The sequence below is a fragment of the Actinoalloteichus caeruleus DSM 43889 genome (genome assembly GCF_000429185.2).
GTDB classification, from domain to species: Bacteria; Actinomycetota; Actinomycetes; order Mycobacteriales; family Pseudonocardiaceae; genus Actinoalloteichus_B; species Actinoalloteichus_B caeruleus.
In genome coordinates this window covers 159200-184742 of sequence record NZ_AUBJ02000001.1, presented here as the reverse complement: position 1 = coordinate 184742, position 25543 = coordinate 159200, and the positions used below count along the sequence as shown (strand labels likewise).

The following is a 25543-nucleotide window of genomic DNA, read 5'->3' as shown; positions in this document are numbered from 1 at the left end:
GGACACCGCCGGGGGTGAGGAGTGTCGACCGCCCCTCGGCGGCGGACGTGTCGGGCGCCATAGCGCCTGCGGTTGCTCCGCCCGCGTGGGGATGGTTGGGTCCGAGGACCGGGTGCCCACCGCCGTCCACCGAGGCCGAGGGGCCGAGCCACCGGCTCGAGCCACGTCCGAGGCGTCGATACGGCAGGCGGTATACATGCACCCGCACGACTTGTCGGAAGATCGATTTTCCACATACGGTGGGCAGCGGTAGCTCAGTTGATCAGGCCCGGCACGGCCCCCTGTGGCTGGTCCGGCAGCCTGAGCCGCTCCGGAACCAGCGGATTCGGCGCCCCGCTCACCCTCCGGGTGGCGGTCGCCCCCGCCTGTTCCGGACGGCTCCGGCGACGAACCGCCGCCACCGGTCGGAAGGGATACGGACGGACGATGACCATGCATGATCGCGCGGAGCGGGATGCTCTGGGGCAGGCCAGCCAGCCCGGTACCTCCGAGGACGAGCACACGCACTTCACCCTCGCCACCGAACCCTGCGGGGCGGGTGGCGTTGTGGTGCGGGCCAGCGGCGAGATCGACATGCTCACCGCTCCCCGCCTGCGGGAGGAACTCCTCGGTCTGCTCGACGCGGGCCACCGCGTCATCCTCGACCTGGACCGGGTGGACTTCCTGGGGTCGAGCGGCCTCGCCGCCCTCGTCGACGCCCATCGCCACGAGGCACCCGCCACGGCGGGGTTCGCGTTGGTCGCCGACTCCCGCACCGTCGTGCGGCCCCTCGAGGTGACCGGGCTCGACCGGGTCCTCTCCATCCACCCCACCGTGGAACGCGCCCAGGAGTCCTTCGGCATCCCCTCGGAGTGACGTCGCCGAAGCCGTGACGCACGTCCGACCGGTCGGACGTCACCACCGGTCGGACGCGGCGCGGCGACGGGTCGCGCGGGCCTACGAGCAACACACGGTGGGTGTGGCTAGGCTCGGGGTTCGACGGGAGGAGCCCACCCACCATGATGGTGTCTCGCGACAGCGTTAACGGCGCGGCCACGACTGAGGACCGCTCCCGACTCCCGGAGCCCGCGAGTCACCACGACGGAGCCTATCCGGAGGTCGAAGCGCTGTTGCTGCCGACGGGCGCCCTCGACGTCCTCCTCGCCGGGTGCACGGACGCGATCCTGATCGTGGACGACCAGAACGTCGTCCGCCGGTTGAACCCACTGGCGAGCGAGCTCCTCCCGGAAGTGCTCCCCGGTTCCCGCCTGGACGAGTCCGCCGTGCCCGCCCTCCGAGAGGCGCTCGCCGAGGGGCGCCGCGATTTCTGCGCGACCCACCGGGACCACGAGCTGCTGGGCCGGAGCGCGGCGCTGGCCGCCGGCCTGACCGCCTGGTACGTCCGGGACGTCACCGCGGAACGGGACCGGGAGAACGCGTTGCTGGCGGAGCGTCGGCGGAAGTCCTTCCTCGCCCACGCCAGCGCGGCCCTCGCCGGCACCCTGAGCCCTGGTCGGGTGCTGTCGCTGGCCGCACGGCTCCCCGTGGGCCGCATCGCCGAGCACTGCGCGGCGGCGATGAGCGACGGAGCCGCCGCGATGGTGGCGACGGCCAGCCAGGACGGGGTCACGCTCCGCCGGACCCGACACACCTCGGTGCTGCGCCGCCTCTCCGCCGTCTCGGACCCCACGGCGGAACCCCTCGGCGACCCGGCGGGCAACCCCGGGGAGCAGGACAAGGAGCTCCTGGCCGAGCTGCTGCCCGACGTTCCCGCCGCGCGGTCACTGCCGGCCCAGGGCCCGCCCGACGACACGGACGACGAGATCATGCTCCTCCCGCTGACGGCGGGCACCGACGTCCACGGCGTGCTGGCGATGGCGACCGCTCCCGGGATGAGCCGGCACGACCGGATCCTGCTCAGGGATTACGCGCAACGCGTGTCGACAGCGCTGGAGGGGGCCAGGGTGCACTCGGAGCGCTCCAGGATCGCGGAGTCGCTGCGGTCGGCTCTGTTGCCGCCCGCCCTCCCCGAACCGCCGGGGCTGTCACTGGGCTCGGCCTACCGCGCCTCCGCCGAGGCGACCAGGATCGGTGGGGACTTCCTCGACGTCCACGAGGAGCCGGGCGGCGGTCGGTGGACGTTCTCCCTCGGTGATGTCTGCGGCAAGGGGGTGGACGCGGCGGTGCTCACCGGTCAGGTCCGGCAGTCCCTGCGGACCGCCTCCCTCGTGTCCGCGGGGCCGGCGGCCAGGCTGGAGCTGCTGAACCGGGTCATGCTCCAGGCGGGCGACGGCAGGTTCGCCACGGTGGTGACCGGGGCGATGACGACTGTCGAGGGCGGTGGCGCCCGGATCAGGCTCGCCAACGGGGGCCACCCCCGGCCGTTGGTCCTGCGCCGGGACGGGACCGTGGAGTCGCTGGAGACCGCCGGGATGCTCGTGGGCGCCCTGGACGAGGCGTCCTTCCTCGAGACGGAGACGGAGTTGGCCCCGGGCGAGTCGCTGCTGCTCTACACCGACGGCGTGACCGAGGCCCGTGACGAGTCCGGGGAGATGTTCGAGGAGGAACGCCTCCAGGAGGAACTGGCGACGTGCGGCGGCCTCCAGGCGCAGGCGGTCGCCAACCGGGTGCAGCAACGGGTCTTCGAGTTCCTGCACGGCAACGACCACGACGACATCGCGATCCTCGTCATCCAGGCGGCATCGGTCGGCGCGCCGCCGGGGACGGCCGAGGACGCGGGAACTCACCCGTCGGAGTGACGCGTCACACACCAACCCGTAGGTTTGGCCAGGTCCCCGACGGGGAACACGTTGGGAGGCTGTCCTCGACAGGCGGAACGCCGCCGGAGCAGCGGACCCAGGCAGCAGTACGAACACCGGAGAACAGCCGATGACAGGTCATCCCGCCGAGAGAAAGCCGCCCGACGAGTCGGGACAGCACGACGGCGACGTCCTCGCGGAGACGGAGATCGCCCGGGGAACGCTGGACTCGGAGAACGTGGGGTTCATCCGCCTGTCCGGCGAGGTGGACCACTATTCGGCGCCGCAGCTGGACACGGTGGTGGACCAGTTGCTCGCCTCGGGCGCGACGGGATTCACCCTGGACTTCGCCGAGGTCACCTTCCTGGACTCCGCCTGCCTGAGCAGTCTCGTCCGCGCCCGGAGGTTGGTGCAGCCCCGGGGCGGGGAGGTCGTGTTGGCGGCGATGAACCGCCACGCCTCGCGGGTCATGCGCATCACGGGCCTGCACACCATCTTCCGGTTCGTCGACGGGGCCCGACAGTAGGCACCGGCGGGGCCCGACAGTAGGCACCGGCGGGGCCCGCCAGTAGGCACCGGCGCCAGCCGGCGCCACCCGAACCCCGGCTCGGCTTCGCGTGGGCTCGGCTTGGCGTCGAGGAGTCGCCCGGCGACCCGAGTGCGGCCCGCGAAGCCCCCGTTCCCCCTCCGGAGTCCGGTCGGGCCCGGGGGAAGGCGACCGGCAGTTCCTGAGGGCTCGTCCCCGTCGCCACGCCCGGACGGCCTGGAGCGCGCGTGCCCTCGCGAGCGCCACCCGGCGTACCGGCGGGGGCGGCCGGAGCCCACCGGTGGCCACGCGGGGCCGGTGGTCCGCCCCGGTCCTCAGCTCGTCGAGTGCAGCGTGACGGCCCTGCTCAGCCCTACCCTGGTCCCGGACGCCGTGCGACTGAGCTCGACCTGGTCGACGCACCGTTCCATCAGCAGGAGACCCCGCCCCCGGCTTCCCGGGTCGGCGGGCGGCGGGCGCCATGTTCCGTGGTCGGCGACCTCCACGTGGACCACCTGGCCATCCACCCAGGCGCGCATGGACACCGACCCGCCGTCGTCCTCCGGGTAGGCGTGCGAGGCGGCGTTGGCCAGCGCTTCGTAGGCGGCCAGCTGGAGGCACTCCGAGCTGTCCTCGTCGACTCCCGCCCCGGACAGCCAGGAACGCAGCGTGCGGCGGACGTGCACTAAGGCCGCTGCCTCGGCGGCGGCGACCATCCGCAGCGGTTCGGGTCCTCCGTCGGCACCGGCACCCCGTTCCGGGGTGGCGTGGTCAGGACGCAGTTCCAGCGGAGTCCCCTGCCGCGTTCCCGTGTCATCGCCGATCACCGCTTCCTCCTCGCCTGCTTCTGTTCCCCCCGCGGCAGGGGTGACCCGGTCGCATCCACCCGTCGGACGCGCTGCGCGCGGACAACTCTCCCCTTACCCTCCCCGGTTACCCGAGTGGGCACGCGTGAATCATCTCGATTCCGTCAAGGGGACCGTGCGGGGGTGTGCGGACGTTTCGCCCGGTCGGCGGGGTTCGGGCCCGGCGACCGGGTGGCCATCCTCTCATTTCCGGTGGACGGCCACCCGGGCCTCGCGGGTCGGAGGGCGCATTCGCCCGGCAGGCCCGACGTTCTCCTCCGAAGAGGTCAGAGGTGGCGAGGATCAGCCTGCGGTAGTGCCGCGACCTCGGTTCCCTCCAGGATGACGTTCATCGCGCGGAACCAGGTCCTGGCGGGTGCGTGACCCCCGTAGATGTTCCCGACACCGCATTCGGTGACCGGCGGGCCACTGCAGATCGGCTGGGGCGAGGCGCCGTCGCCGAAGATGAGCACGGCACCGGCCATCTGGGGGGTGGCTCCGGTGAAGGCGGCGGAGCGGTGTCCCTGGGTGGTGCCGGTCTTGCCGATCGCGGGCCGGTTCCAGCCGGTGGCGTTGGCGGCGTTCGCCGCCGTGCCCACCGTGTCGTCCTTGCTCAGGGCGACGACCATCGAGTTGGCCAGGCCCTCGTCGACGGCCTGCTCGCACGGCTGTTCCTCGATCTCGACCGGGTTGCCGTGCTTGTCGGTGATGGCTTCGATCGGGGAAGGCGGGCACCACACGCCGCCGCTGGTGAGGGTGGCGCTGACGTTGGCCAGTTCCAGCACGCTGGTCGGGGTGAAGCCGAGGGTGAAGGCGCCCATGTTGTTCTGCTTGAGGAAGTCCCGCTGGGGCATGCTCACCCGGGGGTCGTCCGAGTCCGGGTCGATGCCGGTGCCGTTGTGGTTGACCCCGTCCATGCCCTTGCGCAGCCCCAACCGGTAGGCCATGTCCACCACGCTGTCCAGCCCGATCTCCTCGGACATCTGCACGAAGGTGGTGTTGGGGGAGAAGGCGAGGGAGTCCTGGAGGGAGACCCTGCGGTCCATGCCGCCGGTGACGACGTAGGGGTTGTTGCCGTTGCGGTACACCGACGAGGTGTGGGACTCCGGGGAGTCGAACTCCTGGTGGATCTTGTAGCCCTGTTCGAGACCGGCGGCGGCGGTGAAGATCTTGTACGTGGACCCCGTGCCGAAGGGCATCACCGCGCTGGGCAGGTCCCAGCTCGTCTGCCCCCGGTCCGGGTCGACGCCGTAGTCGCGGTTGGCGACCAGCGCCCGCACCTTGTGCGACTCCCGCCCCGGTTCGACGACGGCCATCACGTTGGCGACGCCCGGGGTGGTCTTGCCGACCTCCTGCTCGGCCGCGGCCTTGGCCGCCTGCGTCGCCACCGGGTCCAACGTCGTCTTGATCGTGTAGCCGTTGCGCTTGAGGTCCTCGTCGTCGAACCCGTGTTCGCGCAGGTAGTTCATCACGTAGGAGCAGAAGAAGCCGTTGACGTCACCGTTGCCGTGGCCGACGCAGCCGTTGGGCAGGCGGTTGAGCGGGTTGATCACACCGAGGGGCTCCTGCTTGGCCTCCTCGGCGACCCGGCGGCTGTCCTCAACGGTCTCCCCGAGCATGCCCTCGTCACCCATGCGATTGAGCACGAGGTTGCGGCGACGCTGGGCGTCCTCTGGATTCCGGCCGGGGTTCAGCACGCTCGGCGCGTTCACCACGGCGGCGAGCAGCGCGGCCTGCGGCAGGTTGAGCTGGTCGGGTGTGGTGTCGAAGTAGGTGCGCGCTGCCTGGTGCACCCCGTAGGTCTCGTTCCCGAAGGGCACGATGTTCAGGTAGCCCGTCAGGATCTCGTCCTTGGTCATGCGCTTCTCGATGTCCAGGGCGATGCGGGCCTCGCGCAGCTTCCTGGCCATCGTGGCCTCGGTGGCCTCCCCGAAGGCCTCCTCGTCACCGTCACCCACGATGAAGGCGAGGTAGTTCTTCACGTACTGCTGGGTCAGGGTCGACCCGCCGCCCTCGATGCGGCCGGCGAACTGGTTCTGGACGGCCACCCGGAAGGTCGCCTGCCAGTCGACGCCGTCGTGGTCGAAGAACCGGTGGTCCTCCACGGCGATGATGGCGGCCTTCATCTCGTCGGAGATCTCGTCGGGCCCCACCATCACCCGGTTCTGGTGGTACAGGTAGGCGATCGGATTGTCGTCGCGGTCGGTCACGGTGGTCACCACCGCGGGTTCCGCGCTCTCCATCTCCGCCGACGTTCCGCTCACGGTGTCGGCCGCCTGGTTGGACACCGCGCCGAAGCCGGCTGCCGCGGGGAAGAAGACGGCGGCGAGGAGCACTCCGGCTATCAGACAGAGACCCAGCAGCTTGGAGGCGCCTTTCGCCCGAGCCAGGATCACGGCAGGAACAACCCCTTCCACGGGGCGAGCGAGGACGGCTCACCCACACGATTCGCGACACGCTCTCTCACGAGAGGACCGGTGATGGACGGAGGCGTTCGACGAGGTTCCGGCGCCGGGTCGGCCAGCGCACTGGCGCCGGCCGGCTGTCCTCCTCCCAGGAGGAGGACGTTCGCACCGGTGTCGACGTTGCGCGCCGGCGCGTGATGTGGCTCTCGAACTCCGATGGCCCGGTCCAACCGACCGGGCAGCCCCGTCCGCACCGCATGATCCGGTACCGCACGTCTGACTGACGTTAGATCAGTCGGGGGTTGAACGACCACTTCCGGGGGACTCCTCCGCCGGGCAGGCGAGCGGGAACGCCCGAGGCCCAGCCGGGACCGGTGCTCGGCTGCCAGGTGGGGTCACCCGCGGGGGGCGGCGTCGTCCGGTTCGCCTGCGGTGTGCTCGCGTGGTCCGTCGGAGACCGGGGCCATGCCGGCCGGTTTCCCCACCAGCACGGCCTCCGCCGGGTCGGCTTCGGGGAGGCGTTCCCGCGCCGCGCTCCGGCGCTTCCTGACGATGGTGACGACCACGGCGGCGAGCACGATCGCGCCGAAGACGAACCAGCTCGCGACGCCGAGCTTGCGTTCGAGGTACTCGGCGGAGGCGCCGGCGGCGGCACCGATCGAGACGTGCAGGAGCGCCCAGCAGGCGGCGCCCGAGATCGACGCCGGCAGGAACCGCGCGTAGGGAAGGCCGGCGGCACCGGCGGAGGCCGGGGTGAGGGTGCGCACCACGGGGAGGAACCGGGCGGCGAACACCGCTCCGCCGCCATGCCGCCGGAGCAGTTCGGCCGCGCGGTCCCAGTGCTGGAGGCCGATGCGACGCACCAGGCGGCTCTCCCGGAGCCGAACCCCGTAGCGCCGTCCCAGCCAGTAACCGATGGAGTCCCCGGTGGCGGCGCAGACCGTGACGACGAGGCAGAGGATCACGAAGGTCCAGGCGTCGCGCGCGGTCGTGGAGGCGACCAGCAGGCCGGTCTCCCCGGGCACGAGGAAGCCGAGCCCGAGGGTGCACTCCGCGAGGACGAGCAGGCCGGCGGCCGCGATGACGGCGGGCCTGGGCAGATCGGCAAGGGCGTCCAGCATCTCGCTCACCACTGCCACCAGCATCGCTCCCGTTCAGTCGCGTTCGAGGCCCGGCGGCCGGACCACTGTCGCGGGTCGCTCCCGGGAAGCCCGTCGGGCGCACGTCCGACCAGGCCAGGTCAGCCTGGGGCAGGTGACCCGCTCGTCTACTCATCCTCACTGGTAGGACGTGAGTCCCGCGTTCGGGTTGCGCCACCACGCTGTGCATCCGGCGGAAAATCTTTAACCCGACTGGTTGATTCGTTTTGTCTTGAAGGCCCAATTTGGTCAAGATGTAACTAGCCGGTGGCGGCAGTTGGACTCACTCCTTCGTGCCGCTGGAGCAGTGGAGGTGACCATGAGGAGCGCGCTCGTCCGTCGCCACTCCCCCAGACCTCCCGGCCGCCGGTTAGGCGGGCCGGCGGCCTGACGGGCCCTCCCCGGCTCCTGACTCGTCCGGCACGGCACGGCGTCACCAGCACCTCCGCCGGTCCCCCGAGCGAGTTCGACCGGTCCCGGACCACCGCGCCCACCCGGCCCGCCCCTCCCCTCCACGCCCGTCGTCGCGCGAGGAGGACGCACCCACCCAGGACCTCACCGGAGCGTGGTCCGCGCTCCGGACGACGCCGCACCTCCACCACCGAACACGACGAGTGCCCGAACGGACGCACTCAGTGATGACACCGAAGGACGTCTCCCATGCAGAAACGCGACGAGTCCCACCCGCACGGCGGGGAACGCACCGCGGTCGACCCGCCAGGGGCCCCCTCACCCGGCCGGCTCGCGTCACTGGCGCGACACGACCTCCCGGCATCCCTGGTGGTGTTCCTGGTGGCGCTCCCCCTGTCCCTGGGCATCGCCGTGGCCACCGGCGCGCCGCTGATGGCGGGGCTGGTCGCCGCCGTGGTCGGCGGGGTCGTGGGTGGCGCGCTCAGCGGAGCCCCGCTCGGGGTGAGCGGACCGGCCGCCGGCCTGGTCGTGATCGTGGCCGGCTTCATCGAACAGTTCGGCTGGGCCGCGACCACCGGGATCGTCGTCGCCGCGGGCATCCTCCAGGTGGTACTCGGGCTGAGCCGCGTCGCGGGCGTGGCGTTGGCCCTCTCGCCGGCGGTGGTGCACGGCATGCTCGCCGGCATCGGGCTGACGATCCTGATCGGCCAGTTCCAGCTGGTCCTCGGGGCCGAGGCTCGGACGGGCGCCCTCGACAACCTCCGTGCCTTCGTACCGAACCTCGCCAACGCGCACCTGCCCACGGTCGTCATCGGTGGGCTCACCATCGGTCTGATGCTGGGCTGGCCTCGGCTGCGGCGGGTGAAGGCGGTACCGGCGGCCCTGGTCGCGGTGCTCGGGGCGACGATCACCGCCTGGGCGCTCGGTCTCGACGTCGACCGGGTCGCGCTTCCGGAGGACCCCCTCGGGGAGCTCGCGCTGCCCGAGATGCCGGCCGGACCGGTCGGGGCCATCGTCCTGGCGGTGCTCACCCTGGCGCTCGTCGCCAGCGTGGAGTCGTTGTTGGCCGCGGTCGCGGTCGACCGGATGCACTCGGGGCCACGGGCGAACCTGAACAGGGAACTGGTCGCGCAGGGCACCGCGAACATGGTCTCGGGCTCGCTCGGCGGGTTGCCTGTCACCCAGGTGATCGTGCGGAGCACCACGAACGTGGCGGCTGGAGCGCGCACCAGGGCTTCGGCGGTGATGCACGGGGTCTGGATCGGTGTCTTCGTCCTGTTCCTGACCGACACGCTCGAGCTGATCCCGATGGCCGCGCTCGCGGCCGTGCTGGTCGTCGTCGGCGCCAAGCTCGTGAACGTCGCGCAGATACGGCTGCTGTGGCGGCACCGGGAGTTCCCCGTCTACGCCACCACGATGCTCGGCGTGGTGTTCATCGACCTGCTCTACGGGGTGCTGCTCGGGATCGCGGTGGCGGTGCTCGTCAGCCTGTACCGCCTCGCCCACCAGCGGGTGGAGGTCCGCGACCGGGGCTCCGGCGAGTGGCTGGTGCGGGTCCAGGGGTCGATGGTGTTCCTCGGGGCCGCCGGGTTGACCGAGCGGCTGCGGGCCATCCCGCCCGGCGGATCGGTCACGGTCGAACTGCACATCGACTTCATGGACCACGCGGCCTTCGACGCCCTGCACGAGTGGCGGCGCGAGTACGAGCGCCAGGGGGGAACGGTCCGGGTCGAGGAGACCACCGGTGTGTGGTACCAGCACGTCTCCGACGGGGCGCGGCCCCGCCGGCGCAAGAGCCCCGCGCACGTCGTGCCGCAGTGGCTGGCCTCCTGGCGGCACTGGCAGCACCCGGCCCGCTCGGCGATCCCCCGGCAGCGGGAACGCGGGGAGGACCCGATGATCCTGGGGATGCGGGAGTTCGAACGGCACTCCGCTCCTCTCGTCCGCCCCTACCTCGCGGAGTTGGCGACCAATGGTCAGCGCCCCAGCCAGCTCTTCCTCTGCTGCGCGGACTCCCGCGTCGTCCCCAACGTGATCACCACCAGCGGGCCGGGCGACCTGTTCACGGTCCGGAACGTGGGCAACCTGGTACCGCCGTGCGGCGCCCCCGGGGACGCCTCGGTCGGGGCCGCCGTCGAGTACGCGGTGCAGGCCCTGGCCGTCGACTCGATCACGGTGTGCGGGCACTCGCACTGCGGGGCGATGAACGCGGTCGCGCGGGGCGGGACCGAGGGGGACAGCCACCTGTCGAACTGGCTCGCCCACGCCGAACCGCTGGTGGTCCCCCCACCGCCGGCGCCGGCCGACGACCTGTCCGAGCCGGAACCGGCGTGCCAGCGGTCGCTGGCGGTGCGCAACGTCGTGCAGCAGCTGGCGAACCTGATGACCTACCCGTGCGTGCGGGATGCGGTCACCGAGGGCCGGCTGCGGCTGGTCGGTCTCTACTTCGACATCTCCGAGGCGAAGGTCTACCTGGTGGACCCCGGGACCGGGGAGCTGCGGGTCCCGGACGAGGGGGAGGCGGCACTGCCCCTGGCCGACGGCGCGGGGTGAGTGCGCGGGCGGTGGACGTGGCGGTCCGGCGGCTGATCAGCCTGCCGGACCGCCACCCCGTCAGTACGGTGCGGGCATGGCGCGTGGACCGCTCTCCGGCGACCGGCCCGACGGCGACGACGAGGTGTCGGTGAACCCGGTGTTCACCGAGGAGCCGACGCGGGTTCCCCGGCACGCCCTGCCGCACCGGGGACTCCCGCCCCGGGTGGCCTACCAGGTGGTGCGCGACGAGCTGATGTTGGACGGCAACGCGCGCCTGAACCTGGCCACCTTCGTCACGACCTGGATGGACGAGGAGGCGGACGAGCTCATCGCGTTGTGCTCCGACCGCAACGTGGTCGACAAGGACGAGTACCCGAGGACCGCCGAGTTGGAGGAGCGGTGCGTCCACATGCTGTCCCGGCTGTGGAACGCCCCGGACCCGCGTCGGGCCGTCGGATGTTCGACGACGGGGTCGAGTGAGGCCTGCATGCTCGCCGGGCTGGCGTTGAAACGCCGGTGGCAGCACCGCCGGCGGGCGGCGGGCGCGTCGACGGAGCGCCCGAACCTGGTGATGGGTGCCAACGTCCAGGTCTGCTGGGACAAGTTCGCCAACTACTGGGACGTCGAACCGAGGGTGGTGCCGATGTCGGGCGCCCGGTTCCACCTGTCCCCGGAGGAGGCGGTGGCCCGCTGCGACGACCACACGATCGGCGTGGTCGGCGTCCTCGGGTCGACCTTCGACGGCAGTTACGAACCCGTCGAGGACATCTGCCGGGCGTTGGACGAGCTGGAGGGGCGCGCCGGCCTCGACGTCCCGGTGCACGTGGACGCGGCCTCGGGTGGCATGGTGGCCCCCTTCTGCGACCCGGACCTGCGGTGGGACTTCCGGTTGTCCCGGGTCGCCTCGATCAACACCTCCGGCCACAAGTACGGGTTGGTGTACCCGGGCGTGGGCTGGGTGGTGTGGCGGGAACCGTCAGCGCTCCCGGAGGACCTGGTGTTCCGGGTGAACTACCTGGGTGGCGACATGCCCACCTTCGCGTTGAACTTCTCCCGGCCGGGAGCGCAGGTCGTGGCGCAGTACTACAACTTCCTCCGGCTTGGCGTGACCGGTTACCGCCGCGTGCAGCTGTACTGCCGGGAGGTGGCCACCCGGCTCGCGGCAGCGGTGGCGGACCTGGGGCCGTTCCGCCTGGTCAGCGACGGCAGCCAGCTGCCGGTCCTCACGTGGTGCCTCCGCGGGGACGTCACGGGGTACAGCGTGTTCGACGTGGCCGCGGCGCTGCGGGAGTCCGGCTGGCTGGTGCCGGCGTACACCTTCCCACCGGATCGCACCGACCTGTCCGTGCTCCGGGTCGTGGTGCGCAACGGTTTCACCAGGGACCTCTCGGACCTCTTCCTGGCCGATCTCCGGCGGGCGTTGCCTCGGCTGCGCCGTCAGACCGGTCCGGTGCGGGGGCCGGAGGCCGGCGGTTTCGACCACGGCGCGACCCGGTCCGGTGCCGCCCACCCTCGGCCTCGGCGTTCGCCGGGCTGAGGTGTTGTCGGGTGCGGCGGAGTCACCCCGAGTGCCCGGCCGCTCCCCTCCCCGTTGCCCGGCCGTCAGTCGGCCGGCGAGGCTGTTCCGTGCCCGGGGTCGACGAGCACGAGTTCGACGACGGGTACCTCCTGTTCGGGGCGAACGGTGGGCAACCGCAGCACCACGGACCCCTCCGGACCGGGGGCCACCCGGTGCGGGACGTCGGGCCGCCAGTCGCGGATCTCGGTGAACTCCACCTCCGCGCCGTCGTGCAGGAAGGCGGCGTACTCGAGGTGCCCCGCGAGTCCCGGCAACACCACCTGCCCGGAGGGCCAGGCGAAGAGGTGCAGGTAGAGCCGGTCGCCGCGCTGGGTGAGGCGGCAGTCGTCCGGGGTGGGGAACCGCGACGGCCCGGCCCCGTGGATGGCGTCGGAGTGGACCTCCAGCCAGTCACCGACCTCGGCGAGGAGGGCCCTGGCCCGGGGTTCGAACTCGCCCCGGGCGGTCGGGCCGACGTTGAGGAGCAGGTTGCCGTTCTTCGCGACGCCGTCCACCAGCACCCGGATCACCTGGCCGGCGTCGAGCCACTGCTGGAAGCCTGGCGCGTAGCCCCAGGACCCGTTGAGGGTGCGGCAGGTCTCCCAGGGGAGTCCCCGCTCGGTGAGGTCGTCGTGCGGGGACCGTTCCTCGGGGGTGAGGAAGTCGGCGGATCCGGGGAGGTCGAGGCGGTCGTTGACGAGCGTGGCGGGTGCGAGTTCCCGCACCATCGCGACGAGGTCCGCCGACCGCCAGTGGTCGCGTCCCTTGCCGTTGTCCAGGCCGGAAGCCGGCTCGGGGAAGGAGAAGTCGAACCACAACACGTCCGGCCGGTGGGCGGTCACCAGTTCCCGGACCTGGGCGTGCAGGTAGTCGACGTAGGAGTCGAGATCGCCCTCGTGGTTGTCGCCCCCGCGTTCCCAACGGGGGTGCATGCCGTCCCAGGGGTAGTCGGGGTGGTGCCAGTCGATCAGCGAGTAGTAGAAGCCGACGCGCAGGCCCTCGGCCCGGAAGGCGTCGACGAACTCGGCCAGCACGTCCCGGCCAGCGGGTGTGTTCGTCACCTTGTAGTCGGTGTGGGTGGAGTCCCACAGGCAGAAGCCCTCGTGGTGCTTGCTGGTCAGGATCGCGTACCGCATACCGGCTCGCCGGGCGTCACGCGCCCAGCGAGCCGGGTCGTAGCGGTCGCCCCGGAAGTGGCGGAAGTACCGGTCGTAGTGCTCGTCGTCGAGGTGTTCCCGCAGTTTGACCCACTCGTGCCTGGCGGCGAGGGAGTAGAGGCCCCAGTGCACGAAGAGGCCGAACCGGGCTTCGGTGAACCAGGCGGTCCGGGCCGCGACGGCGTCGGTCATTCCGGTGTCCTTCCTCGTGGGGTCGCCCATCCCCGGGTGCGCGTGCGCTGGTCGGCTCGGACGTCGACCACGGCCGGTGGATCAACCGCCCAGTTGTCGTTTCGCGTCGGTGAGGAAGCGCTCGACGCCCTCCTCGACGGTGAGGCGGCCGAAGGCGACGTCGTCGTTGACGCGCTGGAAGTCCCGCTTGACGGCGCCCTCACCCGGCGGGGGCGGCGGGGGTGCGGTGGCGAGCTGGTCGGCGATCTCCTCCTCGAAGGTGAACACCGCGAGCTCGGCGCCCTCCAACTCACCACCGACGGCCTCGCGGACCTCGGCGTTGACCGGCATCCCCCGCGTGGTGCCCTGGATGAGGCCCGCGTCGACGTCGTTGATCATGAAGTCGACGAACAGGGCCGCCTCGGCGGGGTGGTCGGTGTTCGCGGCCACCGAGGCGAGCATGGACGGCTTCGCGTACTGCCCGAGCTCGTCACCGGAGGAGGGGAACGGGGCCAGGCCCATCGGGCGGCCCAGGGTCTGCTCGTAGGAGGTGAACCCGCTGTCGTAGCCGAACTCCGAGGCGGACCGGTTCTTGCCCATCGGGCTGGTGGCGATCGAGCCGTCCATGCCGGTGCTGATCTCCGGCGGGGTGGCGGCACCCGACTCGCGGAACTCGGCGGCGAGCTCCCAGAACTCGGCGAGGTCCTCGCCGTCGTAGCCGATCTGCCCGTCGTCGGTGAACAGCTCCTTGCCCTGCTGCCGCAGCCACACCTCGAACCAGTCCTCGGCGCCGCCGAAGTCGGAGGTGCCGAACACGGAGGGCTCCGCGTCGCTGCCCTCGCTGATCGCGAGGGCAGCGGCGTGGAAGTCGTCCCAGGTCCAGCCGTCCTCCGGCGTGACCCCGGCGTCCTCCCAGAGTTCGCTGTCGTAGATGAGGACCTGGGTGTTCTGCGCCATTGGGATCCCGAAGAGCTGACCGTCGAGCTGACCGGAGGCCAGCAGCTCGTCGGGGATGTCCTCGGTCGCGAGGTTCTCCCCCGCCTCGCCGCTGGCGAGGTCGAGCAGCACCCCCCGGTCCGCGTACTCCCGCAGGTACCGGTAGTCCATCTGCACGATGTCCGGGGCGTTGCCCCCGGCGACCTCGGTGGACAGCTTCTGGAAGTGGTTCTCGAAGGACGAGAAGGAGCTCTCCACCCTGATGTTCGGGTGGCGTTCCTCGAACAGGGCGATCGCCTCGTTCGTCGCCTGGGCACGGTCGTCGTTGCCCCAGTAGACGAAGCGGAGGGTGACGTCACCGTCGCCGCCGTCCTGCGATCCACACCCGGCCACCGCGACCGCAGCCGCCGCGGCGACGGCGAGAGGCCAACGTCTGCGCATGTTGCTGTCCTTCCTGGCTTCCCTTCCCGCCACCCCACGGCGCGGGGTCGGGGCCCGCCGAGATCGGCGCCCGCCGGTGCGGCCGTCGTGCCCGTTCCCGGCCGTGAGCGCGTCGTACGCGGGATCTGGTTGACCGAGTATGGGTGGTTCTCCCGGCCGGCCCGCCCTGTCATCGGATGTCTGGCCCTTCCCGGCCAATCCCCGTGGCCCCCGTGGGCCGGCGGGGTCGGGCGCCCGCGCCCCTCCGGGCGGGCGGTCGCCGGCCGCTCCGGTGGTCTGGTGGTCGAACGGCCTGGTCAGCGGGCCTGTCGGATGCCCTGGGGACCGGTGCGGCGGCGGGGAGGGTGCCAGCGGGACGGTTCCCCGGCGGGCGGCGGGCGATCGCCTAGGGTGGCGCCGGGCCACCCGTCGGCCGGCGAGGAGCGTCGGGCCGGGGACCCGCGGCCGCCCCCGGGGCGCACCGCCGTGGACGGGTCGCGGCGGGCCCCGAACAGGGAGGGAATCTCGACGTGAGTGCCGGAACCGCACCGACCAGGGACGAGGTCGTCCGAGCTCCGCTGTACCGGGATCCCGTGTACGACGGCGCCACCGACCCCACGTTGATCCACCACCGCGCGACCGGGGAGTGGTGGATGTTCTACACGCAGCGGCGGGCTACCGCCGACGTGGAGGGCTTCGCCTGGGTGCACGGCACGGACATCGGGGTGGCGACGAGTTCGGACGGGGGCGCGACCTGGCTGTACCGGGGGGTCGCCGAGGGCCTCGCCTTCGAGCGGGGGCGCAACACGTACTGGGCGCCCGAGGTGGTCTGGCACGAGGGCCAGTACCACATGTTCGTCTCCTACGTCCGGGGCGTGCCCACGGACTGGGTCGGCGAGCGGCTGATCCTGCACTACACGTCGTCGGACCTGTGGAGCTGGGAGTTCCGTTCGGAACTCGACCTGTCCAGCAGGAAGGTGATCGACGCCGCTGTCGCCCCGCTACCGGGGGGCGGCTGGCGCATGTGGTTCAAGGACGAGGCGGACGACAGCCACATCCACGCGGCGGACTCGCCTGACCTGTTCGACTGGACGACGGTCGGCCCGGTGATCACCGACCGCCCGCAGGAGGGGCCCACGGTCTTCTCGTTCGCCGGCAGCCACTGGATGATCAACGACTTCTGGTCCGGTCTGTCCGTCTACCGGTCGGATGACCTCACCGCCTGGGAACTCCAGGACGAACCGATCCTGGACCGGCCGGGGGTGCGGGACGGCGACGACGGGCTGGGGCACCACGCGGTCGCGATCACGCAGGGGGAACGGGCCTTCCTCGTGTACTTCACCGAGCCCGGCGGAGAGCGCCGGGCACGGGTGCAGGTCGCCGAGCTCAGGGTGGTGGACGGTCGGCTGACCTGTGACCGCGACGCGCCGTTCTCCCTCACCCTGGACGCGGCCCGCACCGTGGAGTCGCGTGGTGGCCAGTTGCCCGGCTGACCACCACGCGGCCCCGGTCAGGTCGTTCCGACGAGACCGTCGGCGGCGGTCGGCAACGGGAGGGCCGGGGGCCGGGCGCAGGTGCTGGCGACCCGGACCCCCGACCCCGTCTCGTTCGAGGTGAGCACCGAGCGCATGACGTCGAGGACGTGCAGCGCGAGCCGCCCGCTGGCCCGGTGTTCGCGGTCGTGGGCCAGCGCGTCGGCGAGGTCGACCAGCCCGTAGCCGCGTTCGGTGTCCGGTGCCCCGGCCTGGGGGTGCTGTTCGACCCAGCCGTCCGACCCCGACCGCCACAGTTCGCAGCTGCCTTCGAAGGCGTTCGGGTCGGGGACGGACAGGGTTCCGGCCGTGCCGTACACCTCGATCCTCGGCAGCCGGGACGCGGCGACGTCGAAGCTCACCATCAGGGTGCTGACCAGGCCGGACTCGTGGCGCAGCAACGCGGAGACGTGGGTGTCCACCTCGACCGGGACGCGGTCCCCCTGCCGGGGGCCGCTGCCCACCGTGCGGGTGTCAGTGGCGCGGCTCCCCGCCCCGAACACCTGCTCGACCGGGCCGAGGAGGCTGATCAGCGCGGTGAGGTAGTAGGGCCCCATGTCGAAGAGGGGTCCGGCGCCGGGCTGGTAGTAGAAGGCGGGGTCGGGGTGCCAGGTCTCGTGTCCCGGTGAGGTCCAGAACGCGGTGGCGGCGACGGCGTCGCCGACGGCGCCGGCGTCCAACAGGTGGCGTGCGGTCTGGAACCCGGTGCCCAGCACGGTGTCCGGCGCGCAGGCGACCCGCAGTCCCCGCCCCTCCGCGAAGTCCAGCACCGCCCCCGCCTCGGCCACGTCCAGGGCGAGCGGCTTCTCCACGTAGACGTGCTTGCCCGCCCGGAGCGCGGCCATGCTGACCCCGGTGTGCGCGGCGGGGATGGTCAGGTTGACCACCACGTCCACGTCGTCACTGCTCAGCAGTTCGCCCACGGATCGGGCGGTGGCGGGTGGGTACGCGGCGGCGAGCTCGGTCGCCCGGTCCTCGACGAGGTCGGCGACGGCCGTCAGGTTCAACTCGGGACGGTCGGCGATGGTGCGCGCGTACCGCCGGCTGATCGTGCCGGCTCCGATGATGCCGATGTTCAACGGGCGGCCCACAGCAGCCCCCTTCCCGTGATGTCTCGTACGGCTGGGTCGGTGAGGTCCGGCAGGTGGTGGCCGAGTGTGGAGACGAAGACCCGGCCACTCCCCCACGTGCGGGTCCAGATCGCGGGCATCGTGACCGGCTGGTCCCACGGGGTGTCGGGTCCGGCGGGCAGCACGGTCTCGGCGAGCACCTCGTTGTGGGAGTCGGTGGCGACCCAGTACTGCTCGGAGTGCAGGCGCAGCCGGTGGTGGCCGGCGACGACGGGGTGGTGGGCGTGGTCGGGCCGCACGGTGACCTCGAAGTCGGTCAGCCCCGGGGCGTGCCACAGGAACTGGCCACCGGTGAGGCGCTGGTAGTCGATGCTGCCCCGGAACGCGTCGATGATCCCGCCGTGCCAGCCGGCGAGACCGGTTCCGGCGCGGACCGCGTCGGCCAGGCCCCGGACCTGGTCCTCGGTGGCCTCGCCCATGGTCCAGCACTGCACCACCAGGTCGGTGGCCGCCATCCGCTCGTCGTCGGTGTAGACGTCGAGGGAGTCGAGGGTGTCGACGTCGAAGCCGTTGCCGCGCAGGAACGGCAGGAAGAGGTCGGTGGCGGCTCGCGGCTCGTGCCCGGGCCACCCGCCCCGCACCACGAGCGCCCGTCGGCGGTGGTCGGGCCCGCTCACCGCGTGCCCCCCGTCGACGCGGACCGCGCCCCTCGCGGGCTGTCTGACGTTGTCGTCGGGGTGTGTCGCACGAAGAATCCTCACCTCGTCGTGTCCGGTCGCCGTGCCCGTCGGGTGCGCCGCCGCGACCGCGTCCTCGCGCAACGCGCGGGTTCCCGGGCGTGGAAGCGGTTACCACCCAGTCAACCAGTCTGCCAGAACGCGTCCGCGCCGCGATGGGGCCGCCCGGTTCGCGGGGGACGCCCCGCGAACCGCCGAGCGGCGGTGGTGACGCCGCTCTGGGCGCCGAGGTCGCCAGCCGATGGTCTCCCGTCCCGGACTGGCCGTCCCGCCCGGGGCGAGGTGGGGCGGACCACGGGTGGGAGCACCATCGCGGGCCGGGGCGGCCGGCCGTTCGAGCTGGTCACCGAGCGCTGGGCTGCCGCCCTCGGAGCCCGGGACTACCGTTCGGGGCGTGGGCGAGATCCTGGTGGGTACGGCGGGGTGGACCGATCCCACCCTGCTGGCCACCGACTGGTACCCGCCCGAGGCCCGGACCGCCGAGGACCGGCTCCGCTACTACGCCTCGCGGTTCCCCCTGGTGGAGGTCGACTCGACCTACTACGCCTCGCCGGCCGAGAACACCGCCCGGCTCTGGGCGGAGCGCACTCCCGCCGACTTCACCTTCACGGTCAAGGCGTTCTCCCTGCTGACCCACCACCCGACGAAACCCTCGGCCCTGCCGAAGGACCTGCGACCCGAGGGGTCGAGGAACCTCTACCAGCGGGACGCCGACCCCGGACTCGTGGAGTCGGTGTGGGAACGGTTCCTGTCGGCCCTGACACCGCTGCTCGACGCGGGGAAGTTGGGCGGGCTGCTCTTCCAGTTCCCGCAGTGGTTCCCGATCGGACGTCGGAACAAGCAGTACCTGCTCGAATGCCAGCGCCGGTGCGCTCCGGTCCCGGTCTGCGTCGAGTTCCGCAACCACACCTGGATGTCGGAGGACAACCAGCGGGAGACCCTCGGGTTCCTCAGCGACCACGCGTTGCCCTACGTCTGCGTGGACATGCCCCAGGGCTATCCGAACTCGATCCCCCCGGTGCTGGCGGCCACCGCCGACCTCGCGGTCGTCCGGTTCCACGGCCACTCGGAGAAGTGGACCAGCCGCGACGTCCAGGAACGGTTCGGCTACCACTACAGCGGTCCGGAGCTGGCCGAGTGGGCGCCTCGCATCACCGACCTCGCCCAGCGGGCGGACCGCACCCACGTCGTGATGAACAACTGCCACGCCGACTACGCCCACACGAACGCCCAGCAGCTGTCGCACCTGCTGGTGGGCGGCTGACCCGGTAGGGCGGGCCCGCGCGCACCGCCCGGCGTGACCACCCCGACGGCGGGGTTCCCGGCGCGCCTCGCGGCCCCGGTCGGTACTCCACCACTCCCCGTGTTCGCGGCGGGCCGGACGGTCGAAACCGACCCCGCCCATTTCCCACGACCAACGACGGGACGATCTCCGCACCAGCACCCGGAGAATCCGGAGCCAGCACTTCTTCGCATTCCCCCGAATCCAGCGGAATTGTTCCGCCCGCCTGTTCCGGTCACCCTAACGGGCCGAACCGACAGGTTCCCGTTCGGCGGAACCACGCGGTACGGGTCAGGCTGCCCGTCGCAGCACCCCGGTCTCCACCGCCAGCAGCGCGCGGGGGTCGGTCCGCCGCTCGGTGGACCGGCGGCGCCGGGTCCTGACGGACCCCCCAGGGCGGGACGAACCCCGCCGAGCAGCCGAAACGGGCCGGTATCCCCGTGTCGTGGACCGCGCGGCGGCGGACGCCCCGGGTCGCGCCAGCCCGTCACGTGGGTTCTCGTTCGGCTCCGCCACCGGCGTTCCACCGCCCGCGACGGCGGAACCGGCGTCCGCTCCCGCCCGCCCGGCGGCCGCGCCGCCGGCGTCGCGGGCGGCGCCCACGAGGGCACGCTCAGCCATCAGGAACAGGACGCCGCCCGTGATGGACCAGAAAACGAGATTGACGAGACCGCCCACCGTGACCTCCGTGACTGAGCCGTTCTTCGACACCCCCGGAAAGAGCCCGGATATCGTGGTCGCCGAACTGTCGATTGCTTTGGTACCCGTGATGCGCCGAATCATGCTTCCCGAGTCCGACAATTCCTGATCAACGACGAATTCACTCCGTTCGGACCAGTACGCACTGGTCCGAACGGATCAATGGGGTGTCCTCGTGGGAACCACGTCCCGTGCCCAAGGAGCGCACCCGATGACCCCGGCGGGAAGGTGTGGGTGATGGATGGTGGACGGCCTGGGCCTGGAGCTGGGTGACGCCCGCCACCCCTACCGCGTCGGCCGGTCACCCCGTGGCGGAGCGCTCCGTCACGGGCGGCACCTCCTCCGCTCCTTCGACCGAGGCCACGGCGGAACGCGGGAGGAACGGGGTCAGCGCGAGCGAGACCACCAGGACGACCAGGTGGTACCCGAGCGCGGCGGCGGCCGCACCCAGGTGGTCGGAGGCGGGCGCGGAGCCAGCGGTCAGGAGTCCGAAGTAGAGGGTTCCGACCACCGCCACCCCGAAGGCACCTCCGCACTGCAACACCGCGTTCGCCACGCCGGAGCCGGCTCCGGCGTCGCGGGCGGGCACCTCGACGAGCGCGATGCTGGTGAGGATCGAGACGCACAGGCCCATTCCCAGGCCCATCACCGCGATCGGCAGGGCGATGGTCCAGGCCCCGCCGGAGCGGGCCACGTCCCCGAGCGCCAGTGCCAGCCCGGCGGTGGCGAGGCAGATGACCGACAGCCCGACCTGGACCAGTCGGCGTCCGGCGACCTGGGCGTACCGCTGGGCGATGCTGGTCGTCGCGAGGACGCCCAGGGGGAACCCGACGACGACCAGGGCGGCGCCCATCGGCGTCCAGCCCAGGCCGAGTTGGAGCGCGTAGTGCAGGACGACGAACAGGGAGGAGAGGACCGAGTAGACGGCGAACATCACGACGAGTCCGACCGTGAAGGAACGGCGCCGCAGCAGCGCGGGCGGCACCAGCGCGTCCTCACCGAGGCCCCGCCGCCGTTGGCTGCGGTGGAAGGCGGCGAACAGGGGCACCGCCAGGACCGCGAGGGCAACCGTCCACCAGGGCCAGCCGGCCTCACGCCCCTGCACGAGCGGCACCATCACCGCCGAGGTGGCGGCCACGAGGAGGGCGAGCCCGAGCAGGTCGACGCGTCGCACCTCGGAGGACCGAGACTCCGGCATCCAGCGGAGCGCTCCGAGGAGGGCGAGCAGCCCGATGGGCACGTTGACGTAGAACAGCCCCCTCCACCCGAGGCCGAGCGGGTCGACGTGCAGGAACAGCGCCCCGAGGAGTGGACCTCCGACGTTGGCGAGGCTGAGCACCGCTCCGTACACGACGAAGGCGCGGGGTCGCTCCTCCGGTCCGAAGACCTGCACGATCAGCGCCATCGCCTGCGGAACCATCAGCGCCGCGCCCAATCCCTGCGCGACCCTGCCGGCGACCAGGACGCCACCGGACGCCGCCGCGCCGCACACGACCGAGGAGAGCACGAACAGGGCGGTGCCGACGAGGAAGACCCGCCGGCGCCCGTGGACGTCTCCCAGGCGTCCGCCGGGGATCATGCCCAACGCGAAGGCCAACAGGTAGGCGGCGACGATCCACTGGACCTCCGCGTCCGTCGCCTGGAGGTCGGCCTGGACGCGGGGCAGGGCCACGCTCACCATCGTGCCGTCCACGAGGTCCATGAAGACCGCGACGAGGACGACCGCGAACGCGGCCCACCGGCCGCGCGGCGGCGACGACGATCTCGCGGTGTTTGACATGATCCATCCTCCAGTACAGGTCCGCTCCGAGAAGAACGAAAATAGAGCATCTCTAAAGTAGAGACAAAGGAGGGGTATGAGCCCGGACAGCGGCCAGACCGAGAACGGGCGCACCGACGCCCTGTACGACGCGTTGCGCGAACAGGCGATGCGCGCAGTGCTCTTCCATCTGGATGTGGCCAACCGCGTCGGCATCAGCATCACCGACGTCGGGTGCCTTGGCGTGCTCGACAAGGAGGGCGCCATGTCGGCCGGCCAGCTCGCCGAGCGCATCGGCCTGTCGCGAGGCGGGGCGATCACGGCGGCGGTGGACCGCCTGGAGCGGGGCGGTTTCGTCACCCGGCGCCGCGACACCTCGGACCGGCGACGGGTGATCGTCGAAATCGTGCGGGGCGGACCGTACGACCGGGTCGTCGCGGCGCTGGACAGCCTCAGCAGCGCCTACCGGGAACTCATCGCCGGCTATGACGACACCGAGGCGCGACTGCTGCTCGACTTCACCCGCCGCGCCAACGCCGTCGTGACCGAGCACCTGACGGGCCAACCGCCCACCGGGCGCTGATCCCGCCCCGCCGGGTCGCGCTCGCGGGGGACGAGGCCGCCCGCGCTCAGTCCCCCGTGAGCCGGAGGCGAAGCTCGGTCTCGACGATCCGGTGCAGGTGCCGCCGGGCCTGCTCAGCGGTCAGCGGCGGCGCCTGCCGCAGCCACTGGAGCGCGAGACCGTCGATCAACGCCACCTGGTGCACGGCGGACTCCTCCAGGTCCGCACAGCCGAACTCCCCCTCGGGCGGTGGACACCGCGGCCCACAGGCGGTGCCCGGCGGGGACGGTGTACCCGGTGGCGGTCAGCCCGACCTCCACGTCCTCCTTCGCCCCTTCGCACCTCGGAGGACCGCGACTCGGACATCCACCGACGCGCCCCGACGGGAGCGAGCAACCCGATGGGCACCTCGACGTGGACCACCCCCTCCCCTTGTCGTCGACGGAACCTGGAGGCTCATCTCCAGTGCGGTCGTGGAGCGCCAGACCGCCTGGTCCAACGGCATGAAGTAAGGCCGGGTTCCGCTGACGGGTTCTCGCGGTTCCCGCGCTTGCTCGTCACCGTGCTGCCCCTCGAACGGTCCTCCCCCACACCGAACAAGGCCGTTCGCACCCCCAGACCATCACCTGTTGCTACGGTCCATCACTGTCCGCAATCGCTTTGTGGGGGGTGCTCAGTGTCCGTCGCCGACGTCGTCGCCCAGGCACGCACGGCCCTCCTGGAAATCGAGGAAGCCCAACGCGACCTGGTCGCGGCGCTCGACAGGGCGGAACGAGGCTGCCAACTCTCTGCCCAACTCCTCTTAGCTTCAGCGCACCACGACGTGGTGTGGACGGTGAAGGCCGCCGCCGACGCGGCCCAGCCACTGAAGCAGGCGTACGCCGCGTTCGGCCGGTCCGCAGACCTGATCCGCCACTACCTCGACACCATCGCAGGCGGAAACCACTCAGGGCCGGTAACACCCCCTCCCAGCCCTACGTCCGTAGTACCACCGGCCGCGCCGACCGCTCCTACGGACGCGGCGCCACTGGCCGCGCCGCCGACGGTGGGAACGTGGCGAGGGAAGACCGCGAGCGAGTACGCGAGGAACGAAGGCGAGGGGATCGGGCGGCTTTCCCCGCGAGGACGACGCACGGTGGTGCGCGAAGTCGATAGCGCCAAGGAAGTGCGTGACATATTCGATTCCCTCTCCCGGGGGGCTCGTAGGATCGATGTTCCCGGGTACAACGGGATTATGACCATAGACTCGGACGGTACTAGGATTGGGTATCGATACACCTCGGCAACAACGAAGGATGAACCCACTCTCGACGTTCGAGATGCAGATCAGAACGTGTTCAAAGTACACGTTGCAACGAAAGATTGATATTGATGGATATTGACCACGAGGTCCGTGAGTCGGTGTGCGATCTCACCCGGTATGACTACGTCATGATGACAGACGTCATCGGGATCATGGTTCACTTCGGAGGGAAGGAGTACAAGCATCTGATCAGTCGGGCGGGTCGTATAGCGGCCCAACTCGTTCGCGAGGGCAAGATCACCGCCGGCGACCTCCGCGAAGACGGCTTCGCGGCTTGGGATAGCACACCGGAGGAATCAGCGGCGCGTATTGAACGCGAGACCCGGGAGTACGAGGAGAACGGGCGCGAAGTCGACTTCGGCGATATCGCGTGGTTCTCGTGAACGACGTGGAACGAGCCCCCGACCAGGTGTGACGCTGATTGAGGGCTCGTTGGTCTGGTGCGCGTGGGCGTCTGCACGCTGCGGTGAGGACGTCGAGCACGTACGACGGGGATTACGAGAACGTCGCCGTCACGGGGCTTCGCGTTGCGCGGCCGGTACCCCTTCCTCCCCTCACACGCCGCACCTCCCGCTGTCACCAGTCGAGCGCGACGAGCGCCATTCACGCCCACCATGCCACCCTTCACCGAAGGCTGGTCTGTGCGCGAACTGGTGAGCCGCGTGTCCCGGGCTGATGTGTCGACTCGAAGCGGGCTGCCGTCAGCCCAGCTGGACGGTGAAGGACTGGCTCACCCTGTCACTGGCACTCACGATGTGGCTGGACTCAATCGGCTGACCGTCCACATCCACCGTGGTCCGGTTCGTGACCAGGACGGGGACACCGACGGGAAGTTCCAGGACCTCACGCTCGTCGGGGTCCGGCATCCGCGCGGTGATGCTTTCGGTGGTGAAATCGGGTTTCCGTCCGGCGTCTTCCGCCTCCTGGAAAATGTTTCCTGGTCCTCGGGTGGTGTCCGCGAGATCGCCGCCTCCCTTGGCTGCGATCAGCTCGGCCAGTGTTCCGGGAATCCACTGTTCGTGTACCTGAACGATGCCCTGGCCCTGGTAGTGGTGGCGGACACGCCGGATGACCCGCTCGCCGATGTCGACGCGGAGCCGGCTGCTGACGTCGCGGTCGGCCTGCTCCCACTCGGCTGAAACGAGCTCGTCCGTTCCCTCTCCGGCGGTCTGGGCTTCCCAGGTGCGCGAGGCACCGATCGGCGCGTACTCGAGCCGTACCGGGCTTGTTTCCCGGACGACGGTTCCGATGCCTCGTCGTGGGGTCACCAGTCCCTCAACCGACAGCACCCTGATCGCGTCGCGAACGGTGTCACGTGCGGCGTCGTAGCGCGTCATCAGTTCGGGTATCGCGGGAAGCGTCGATCCGGGCGGGAACTCCCCGCTCGCGATCTGTTCCCTGAGTTCGGAAGCGATGCGGCTGTACAAGGTTGTTCCCACGGGACTACTCCTAAGGGGTGAACATGGAGATGTTTGGCCGATCTTGCTGCTAGCGTCAGCCTACAATAAACGTCTACACCTTTAGCGCCTTCGTTTGTGGCGGCGGGCCCATTCCCTGTGGTGCCCCGACCGCGCAGCGCTCCTTGTTCGTTCGGAGGGAATGTACCGACGTGGGCTTTGTGCCTGTTGATCACCGTTTCCCTGAGTGTAGCCCTGTTGTTGCGGGGGGCGGCGTGGCTCGCGGAACGAGGCTTGCCACCGGAGCCTGACAAGCACCGAGCTGTCGAGTACGACCCCGCGACGCGAAGCTTCCGCTCGC

The 25543-nt window shown here is 71.2% G+C and carries 21 protein-coding genes; 10 read left to right on the top strand and 11 right to left on the bottom strand.

Annotated features, from left to right (window positions below):
- Window positions 1-426 precede the first annotated feature (426 nt).
- From G443_RS00790 to G443_RS00780, 3 genes are all read left to right on the top strand, one after another.
- Window positions 427-855: an STAS domain-containing protein gene (locus G443_RS00790; RefSeq protein ID WP_211237524.1), complete on the top strand. Its 429-nt coding sequence runs from the start codon at window positions 427-429 to the stop codon at window positions 853-855.
- 143 nt (window positions 856-998) lie between these two features.
- The gene (locus G443_RS00785) at window positions 999-2738 is read left to right on the top strand and encodes a PP2C family protein-serine/threonine phosphatase (protein ID WP_051313923.1); all 1740 of its coding nucleotides are present in this window, start codon (window positions 999-1001) and stop codon (window positions 2736-2738) included.
- Between the two features lie 130 nt (window positions 2739-2868).
- A complete protein-coding gene (locus G443_RS00780) occupies window positions 2869-3264 on the top strand; it encodes an STAS domain-containing protein (RefSeq protein ID WP_081715413.1) in 396 nt (131 codons plus the stop codon).
- 335 nt (window positions 3265-3599) lie between these two features.
- Here G443_RS00780 and G443_RS00775 read toward each other — a convergent pair whose 3' ends face one another.
- The 3 genes from G443_RS00775 to G443_RS00765 all read right to left on the bottom strand — a co-directional run bounded on the left by G443_RS00775 (window position 3600) and on the right by G443_RS00765 (window position 7659).
- Window positions 3600-4091, bottom strand: coding sequence for an ATP-binding protein (locus G443_RS00775; protein ID WP_051313922.1), 492 nt, complete (start codon window positions 4089-4091; stop codon window positions 3600-3602).
- 305 nt (window positions 4092-4396) lie between these two features.
- Entirely contained in the window at window positions 4397-6445 is a 2049-nt protein-coding gene (locus G443_RS00770; RefSeq protein ID WP_245588781.1) for a transglycosylase domain-containing protein, read from the bottom strand.
- A gap of 464 nt (window positions 6446-6909) precedes the next feature.
- Window positions 6910-7659 (bottom strand): DedA family protein, encoded by a 750-nt coding sequence (locus G443_RS00765; protein WP_026418720.1) that lies wholly within the window; start codon window positions 7657-7659, stop codon window positions 6910-6912.
- A 654-nt stretch (window positions 7660-8313) separates the two neighbouring features.
- On the opposite strand from G443_RS00765, the gene G443_RS00760 reads away from it, so the two are divergent.
- The gene (locus G443_RS00760; RefSeq protein ID WP_026418719.1) at window positions 8314-10617 is read left to right on the top strand and encodes a SulP family inorganic anion transporter; all 2304 of its coding nucleotides are present in this window, start codon (window positions 8314-8316) and stop codon (window positions 10615-10617) included.
- Between the two features lie 76 nt (window positions 10618-10693).
- On the top strand, window positions 10694-12136 hold the full coding sequence (gene gad, locus G443_RS00755) for a glutamate decarboxylase (protein WP_051313921.1): 1443 nt from the start codon (window positions 10694-10696) through the stop codon (window positions 12134-12136).
- A 65-nt stretch (window positions 12137-12201) separates the two neighbouring features.
- Here the strand turns inward: gad and G443_RS00750 are convergent, their stop codons facing one another.
- Window positions 12202-13506: an alpha-L-fucosidase gene (locus tag G443_RS00750; RefSeq protein ID WP_026418718.1), complete on the bottom strand. Its 1305-nt coding sequence runs from the start codon at window positions 13504-13506 to the stop codon at window positions 12202-12204.
- An 81-nt stretch (window positions 13507-13587) separates the two neighbouring features.
- On the bottom strand, window positions 13588-14862 hold the full coding sequence (locus tag G443_RS00745; RefSeq protein WP_026418717.1) for an ABC transporter substrate-binding protein: 1275 nt from the start codon (window positions 14860-14862) through the stop codon (window positions 13588-13590).
- Between the two features lie 509 nt (window positions 14863-15371).
- On the opposite strand from G443_RS00745, the gene G443_RS00740 reads away from it, so the two are divergent.
- Window positions 15372-16334, top strand: coding sequence for a glycoside hydrolase family protein (locus G443_RS00740; protein ID WP_026418716.1), 963 nt, complete (start codon window positions 15372-15374; stop codon window positions 16332-16334).
- Window positions 16335-16351: 17 nt separating this feature from the next.
- Here the strand turns inward: G443_RS00740 and G443_RS00735 are convergent, their stop codons facing one another.
- Entirely contained in the window at window positions 16352-17464 is a 1113-nt protein-coding gene (locus tag G443_RS00735) for a Gfo/Idh/MocA family protein (protein ID WP_035292069.1), read from the bottom strand.
- Window positions 17449-18264: a ThuA domain-containing protein gene (locus G443_RS00730; RefSeq protein WP_245588780.1), complete on the bottom strand. Its 816-nt coding sequence runs from the start codon at window positions 18262-18264 to the stop codon at window positions 17449-17451. The genes G443_RS00735 and G443_RS00730 overlap by 16 nt, the downstream gene beginning before the upstream one ends.
- A 310-nt stretch (window positions 18265-18574) precedes the next feature.
- Between G443_RS00730 and G443_RS00725 the strand changes: the two genes are divergently transcribed.
- On the top strand, window positions 18575-19444 hold the full coding sequence (locus G443_RS00725) for a DUF72 domain-containing protein (protein ID WP_026418714.1): 870 nt from the start codon (window positions 18575-18577) through the stop codon (window positions 19442-19444).
- A gap of 309 nt (window positions 19445-19753) precedes the next feature.
- Here G443_RS00725 and G443_RS00720 read toward each other — a convergent pair whose 3' ends face one another.
- Both G443_RS00720 and G443_RS00715 read right to left on the bottom strand, forming a co-directional pair.
- Complete coding sequence (locus G443_RS00720) at window positions 19754-20083, bottom strand: hypothetical protein (RefSeq protein WP_156038818.1); 330 nt, start codon at window positions 20081-20083, stop codon at window positions 19754-19756.
- 379 nt (window positions 20084-20462) lie between these two features.
- Window positions 20463-21941 carry an MFS transporter gene (locus G443_RS00715; RefSeq protein WP_026418712.1) on the bottom strand — a complete coding sequence of 493 codons (1479 nt, stop codon included), beginning with the start codon at window positions 21939-21941 and terminating at the stop codon, window positions 20463-20465.
- Window positions 21942-22017: 76 nt separating this feature from the next.
- On the opposite strand from G443_RS00715, the gene G443_RS00710 reads away from it, so the two are divergent.
- Complete coding sequence (locus G443_RS00710) at window positions 22018-22503, top strand: MarR family winged helix-turn-helix transcriptional regulator (RefSeq protein WP_026418711.1); 486 nt, start codon at window positions 22018-22020, stop codon at window positions 22501-22503.
- A 46-nt stretch (window positions 22504-22549) separates the two neighbouring features.
- Here the strand turns inward: G443_RS00710 and G443_RS00705 are convergent, their stop codons facing one another.
- Window positions 22550-22687 (bottom strand): TetR family transcriptional regulator C-terminal domain-containing protein, encoded by a 138-nt coding sequence (locus G443_RS00705; protein WP_245588779.1) that lies wholly within the window; start codon window positions 22685-22687, stop codon window positions 22550-22552.
- 471 nt (window positions 22688-23158) lie between these two features.
- Between G443_RS00705 and G443_RS00700 the strand changes: the two genes are divergently transcribed.
- Together G443_RS00700 and G443_RS00695 are read left to right on the top strand one after the other, a co-directional pair.
- Window positions 23159-23848: a hypothetical protein gene (locus G443_RS00700; RefSeq protein WP_155886116.1), complete on the top strand. Its 690-nt coding sequence runs from the start codon at window positions 23159-23161 to the stop codon at window positions 23846-23848.
- 5 nt (window positions 23849-23853) lie between these two features.
- The gene (locus tag G443_RS00695; protein WP_035292033.1) at window positions 23854-24168 is read left to right on the top strand and encodes a hypothetical protein; all 315 of its coding nucleotides are present in this window, start codon (window positions 23854-23856) and stop codon (window positions 24166-24168) included.
- Between the two features lie 318 nt (window positions 24169-24486).
- Here the strand turns inward: G443_RS00695 and G443_RS00690 are convergent, their stop codons facing one another.
- Entirely contained in the window at window positions 24487-25212 is a 726-nt protein-coding gene (locus G443_RS00690) for a GntR family transcriptional regulator (protein WP_030106053.1), read from the bottom strand.
- Window positions 25213-25543: the final 331 nt, after the last annotated feature.

Excerpts from the sequence above, each read along its gene's own strand:
- G443_RS00760 (WP_026418719.1), top strand. The coding sequence starts at position 8,314 with ATGCAGAAACGCGACGAGTCCCACCCGCACGGCGGGGAACGCACCGCG.
- G443_RS00695 (WP_035292033.1), top strand. The coding sequence starts at position 23,854 with ATGGATATTGACCACGAGGTCCGTGAGTCGGTGTGCGATCTCACCCGG.
- G443_RS00715 (WP_026418712.1), bottom strand. The coding sequence starts at position 21,941 with ATGTCAAACACCGCGAGATCGTCGTCGCCGCCGCGCGGCCGGTGGGCC.
- G443_RS00710 (WP_026418711.1), top strand. The coding sequence starts at position 22,018 with ATGAGCCCGGACAGCGGCCAGACCGAGAACGGGCGCACCGACGCCCTG.
- G443_RS00790 (WP_211237524.1), top strand. The coding sequence starts at position 427 with ATGACCATGCATGATCGCGCGGAGCGGGATGCTCTGGGGCAGGCCAGC.
- G443_RS00750 (WP_026418718.1), bottom strand. The coding sequence starts at position 13,506 with ATGACCGACGCCGTCGCGGCCCGGACCGCCTGGTTCACCGAAGCCCGG.
- G443_RS00780 (WP_081715413.1), top strand. The coding sequence starts at position 2,869 with ATGACAGGTCATCCCGCCGAGAGAAAGCCGCCCGACGAGTCGGGACAG.
- G443_RS00785 (WP_051313923.1), top strand. The coding sequence starts at position 999 with ATGATGGTGTCTCGCGACAGCGTTAACGGCGCGGCCACGACTGAGGAC.
- G443_RS00745 (WP_026418717.1), bottom strand. The coding sequence starts at position 14,862 with ATGCGCAGACGTTGGCCTCTCGCCGTCGCCGCGGCGGCTGCGGTCGCG.
- G443_RS00765 (WP_026418720.1), bottom strand. The coding sequence starts at position 7,659 with ATGCTGGTGGCAGTGGTGAGCGAGATGCTGGACGCCCTTGCCGATCTG.
- G443_RS00720 (WP_156038818.1), bottom strand. The coding sequence starts at position 20,083 with ATGGCTGAGCGTGCCCTCGTGGGCGCCGCCCGCGACGCCGGCGGCGCG.
- gad (WP_051313921.1), top strand. The coding sequence starts at position 10,694 with ATGGCGCGTGGACCGCTCTCCGGCGACCGGCCCGACGGCGACGACGAG.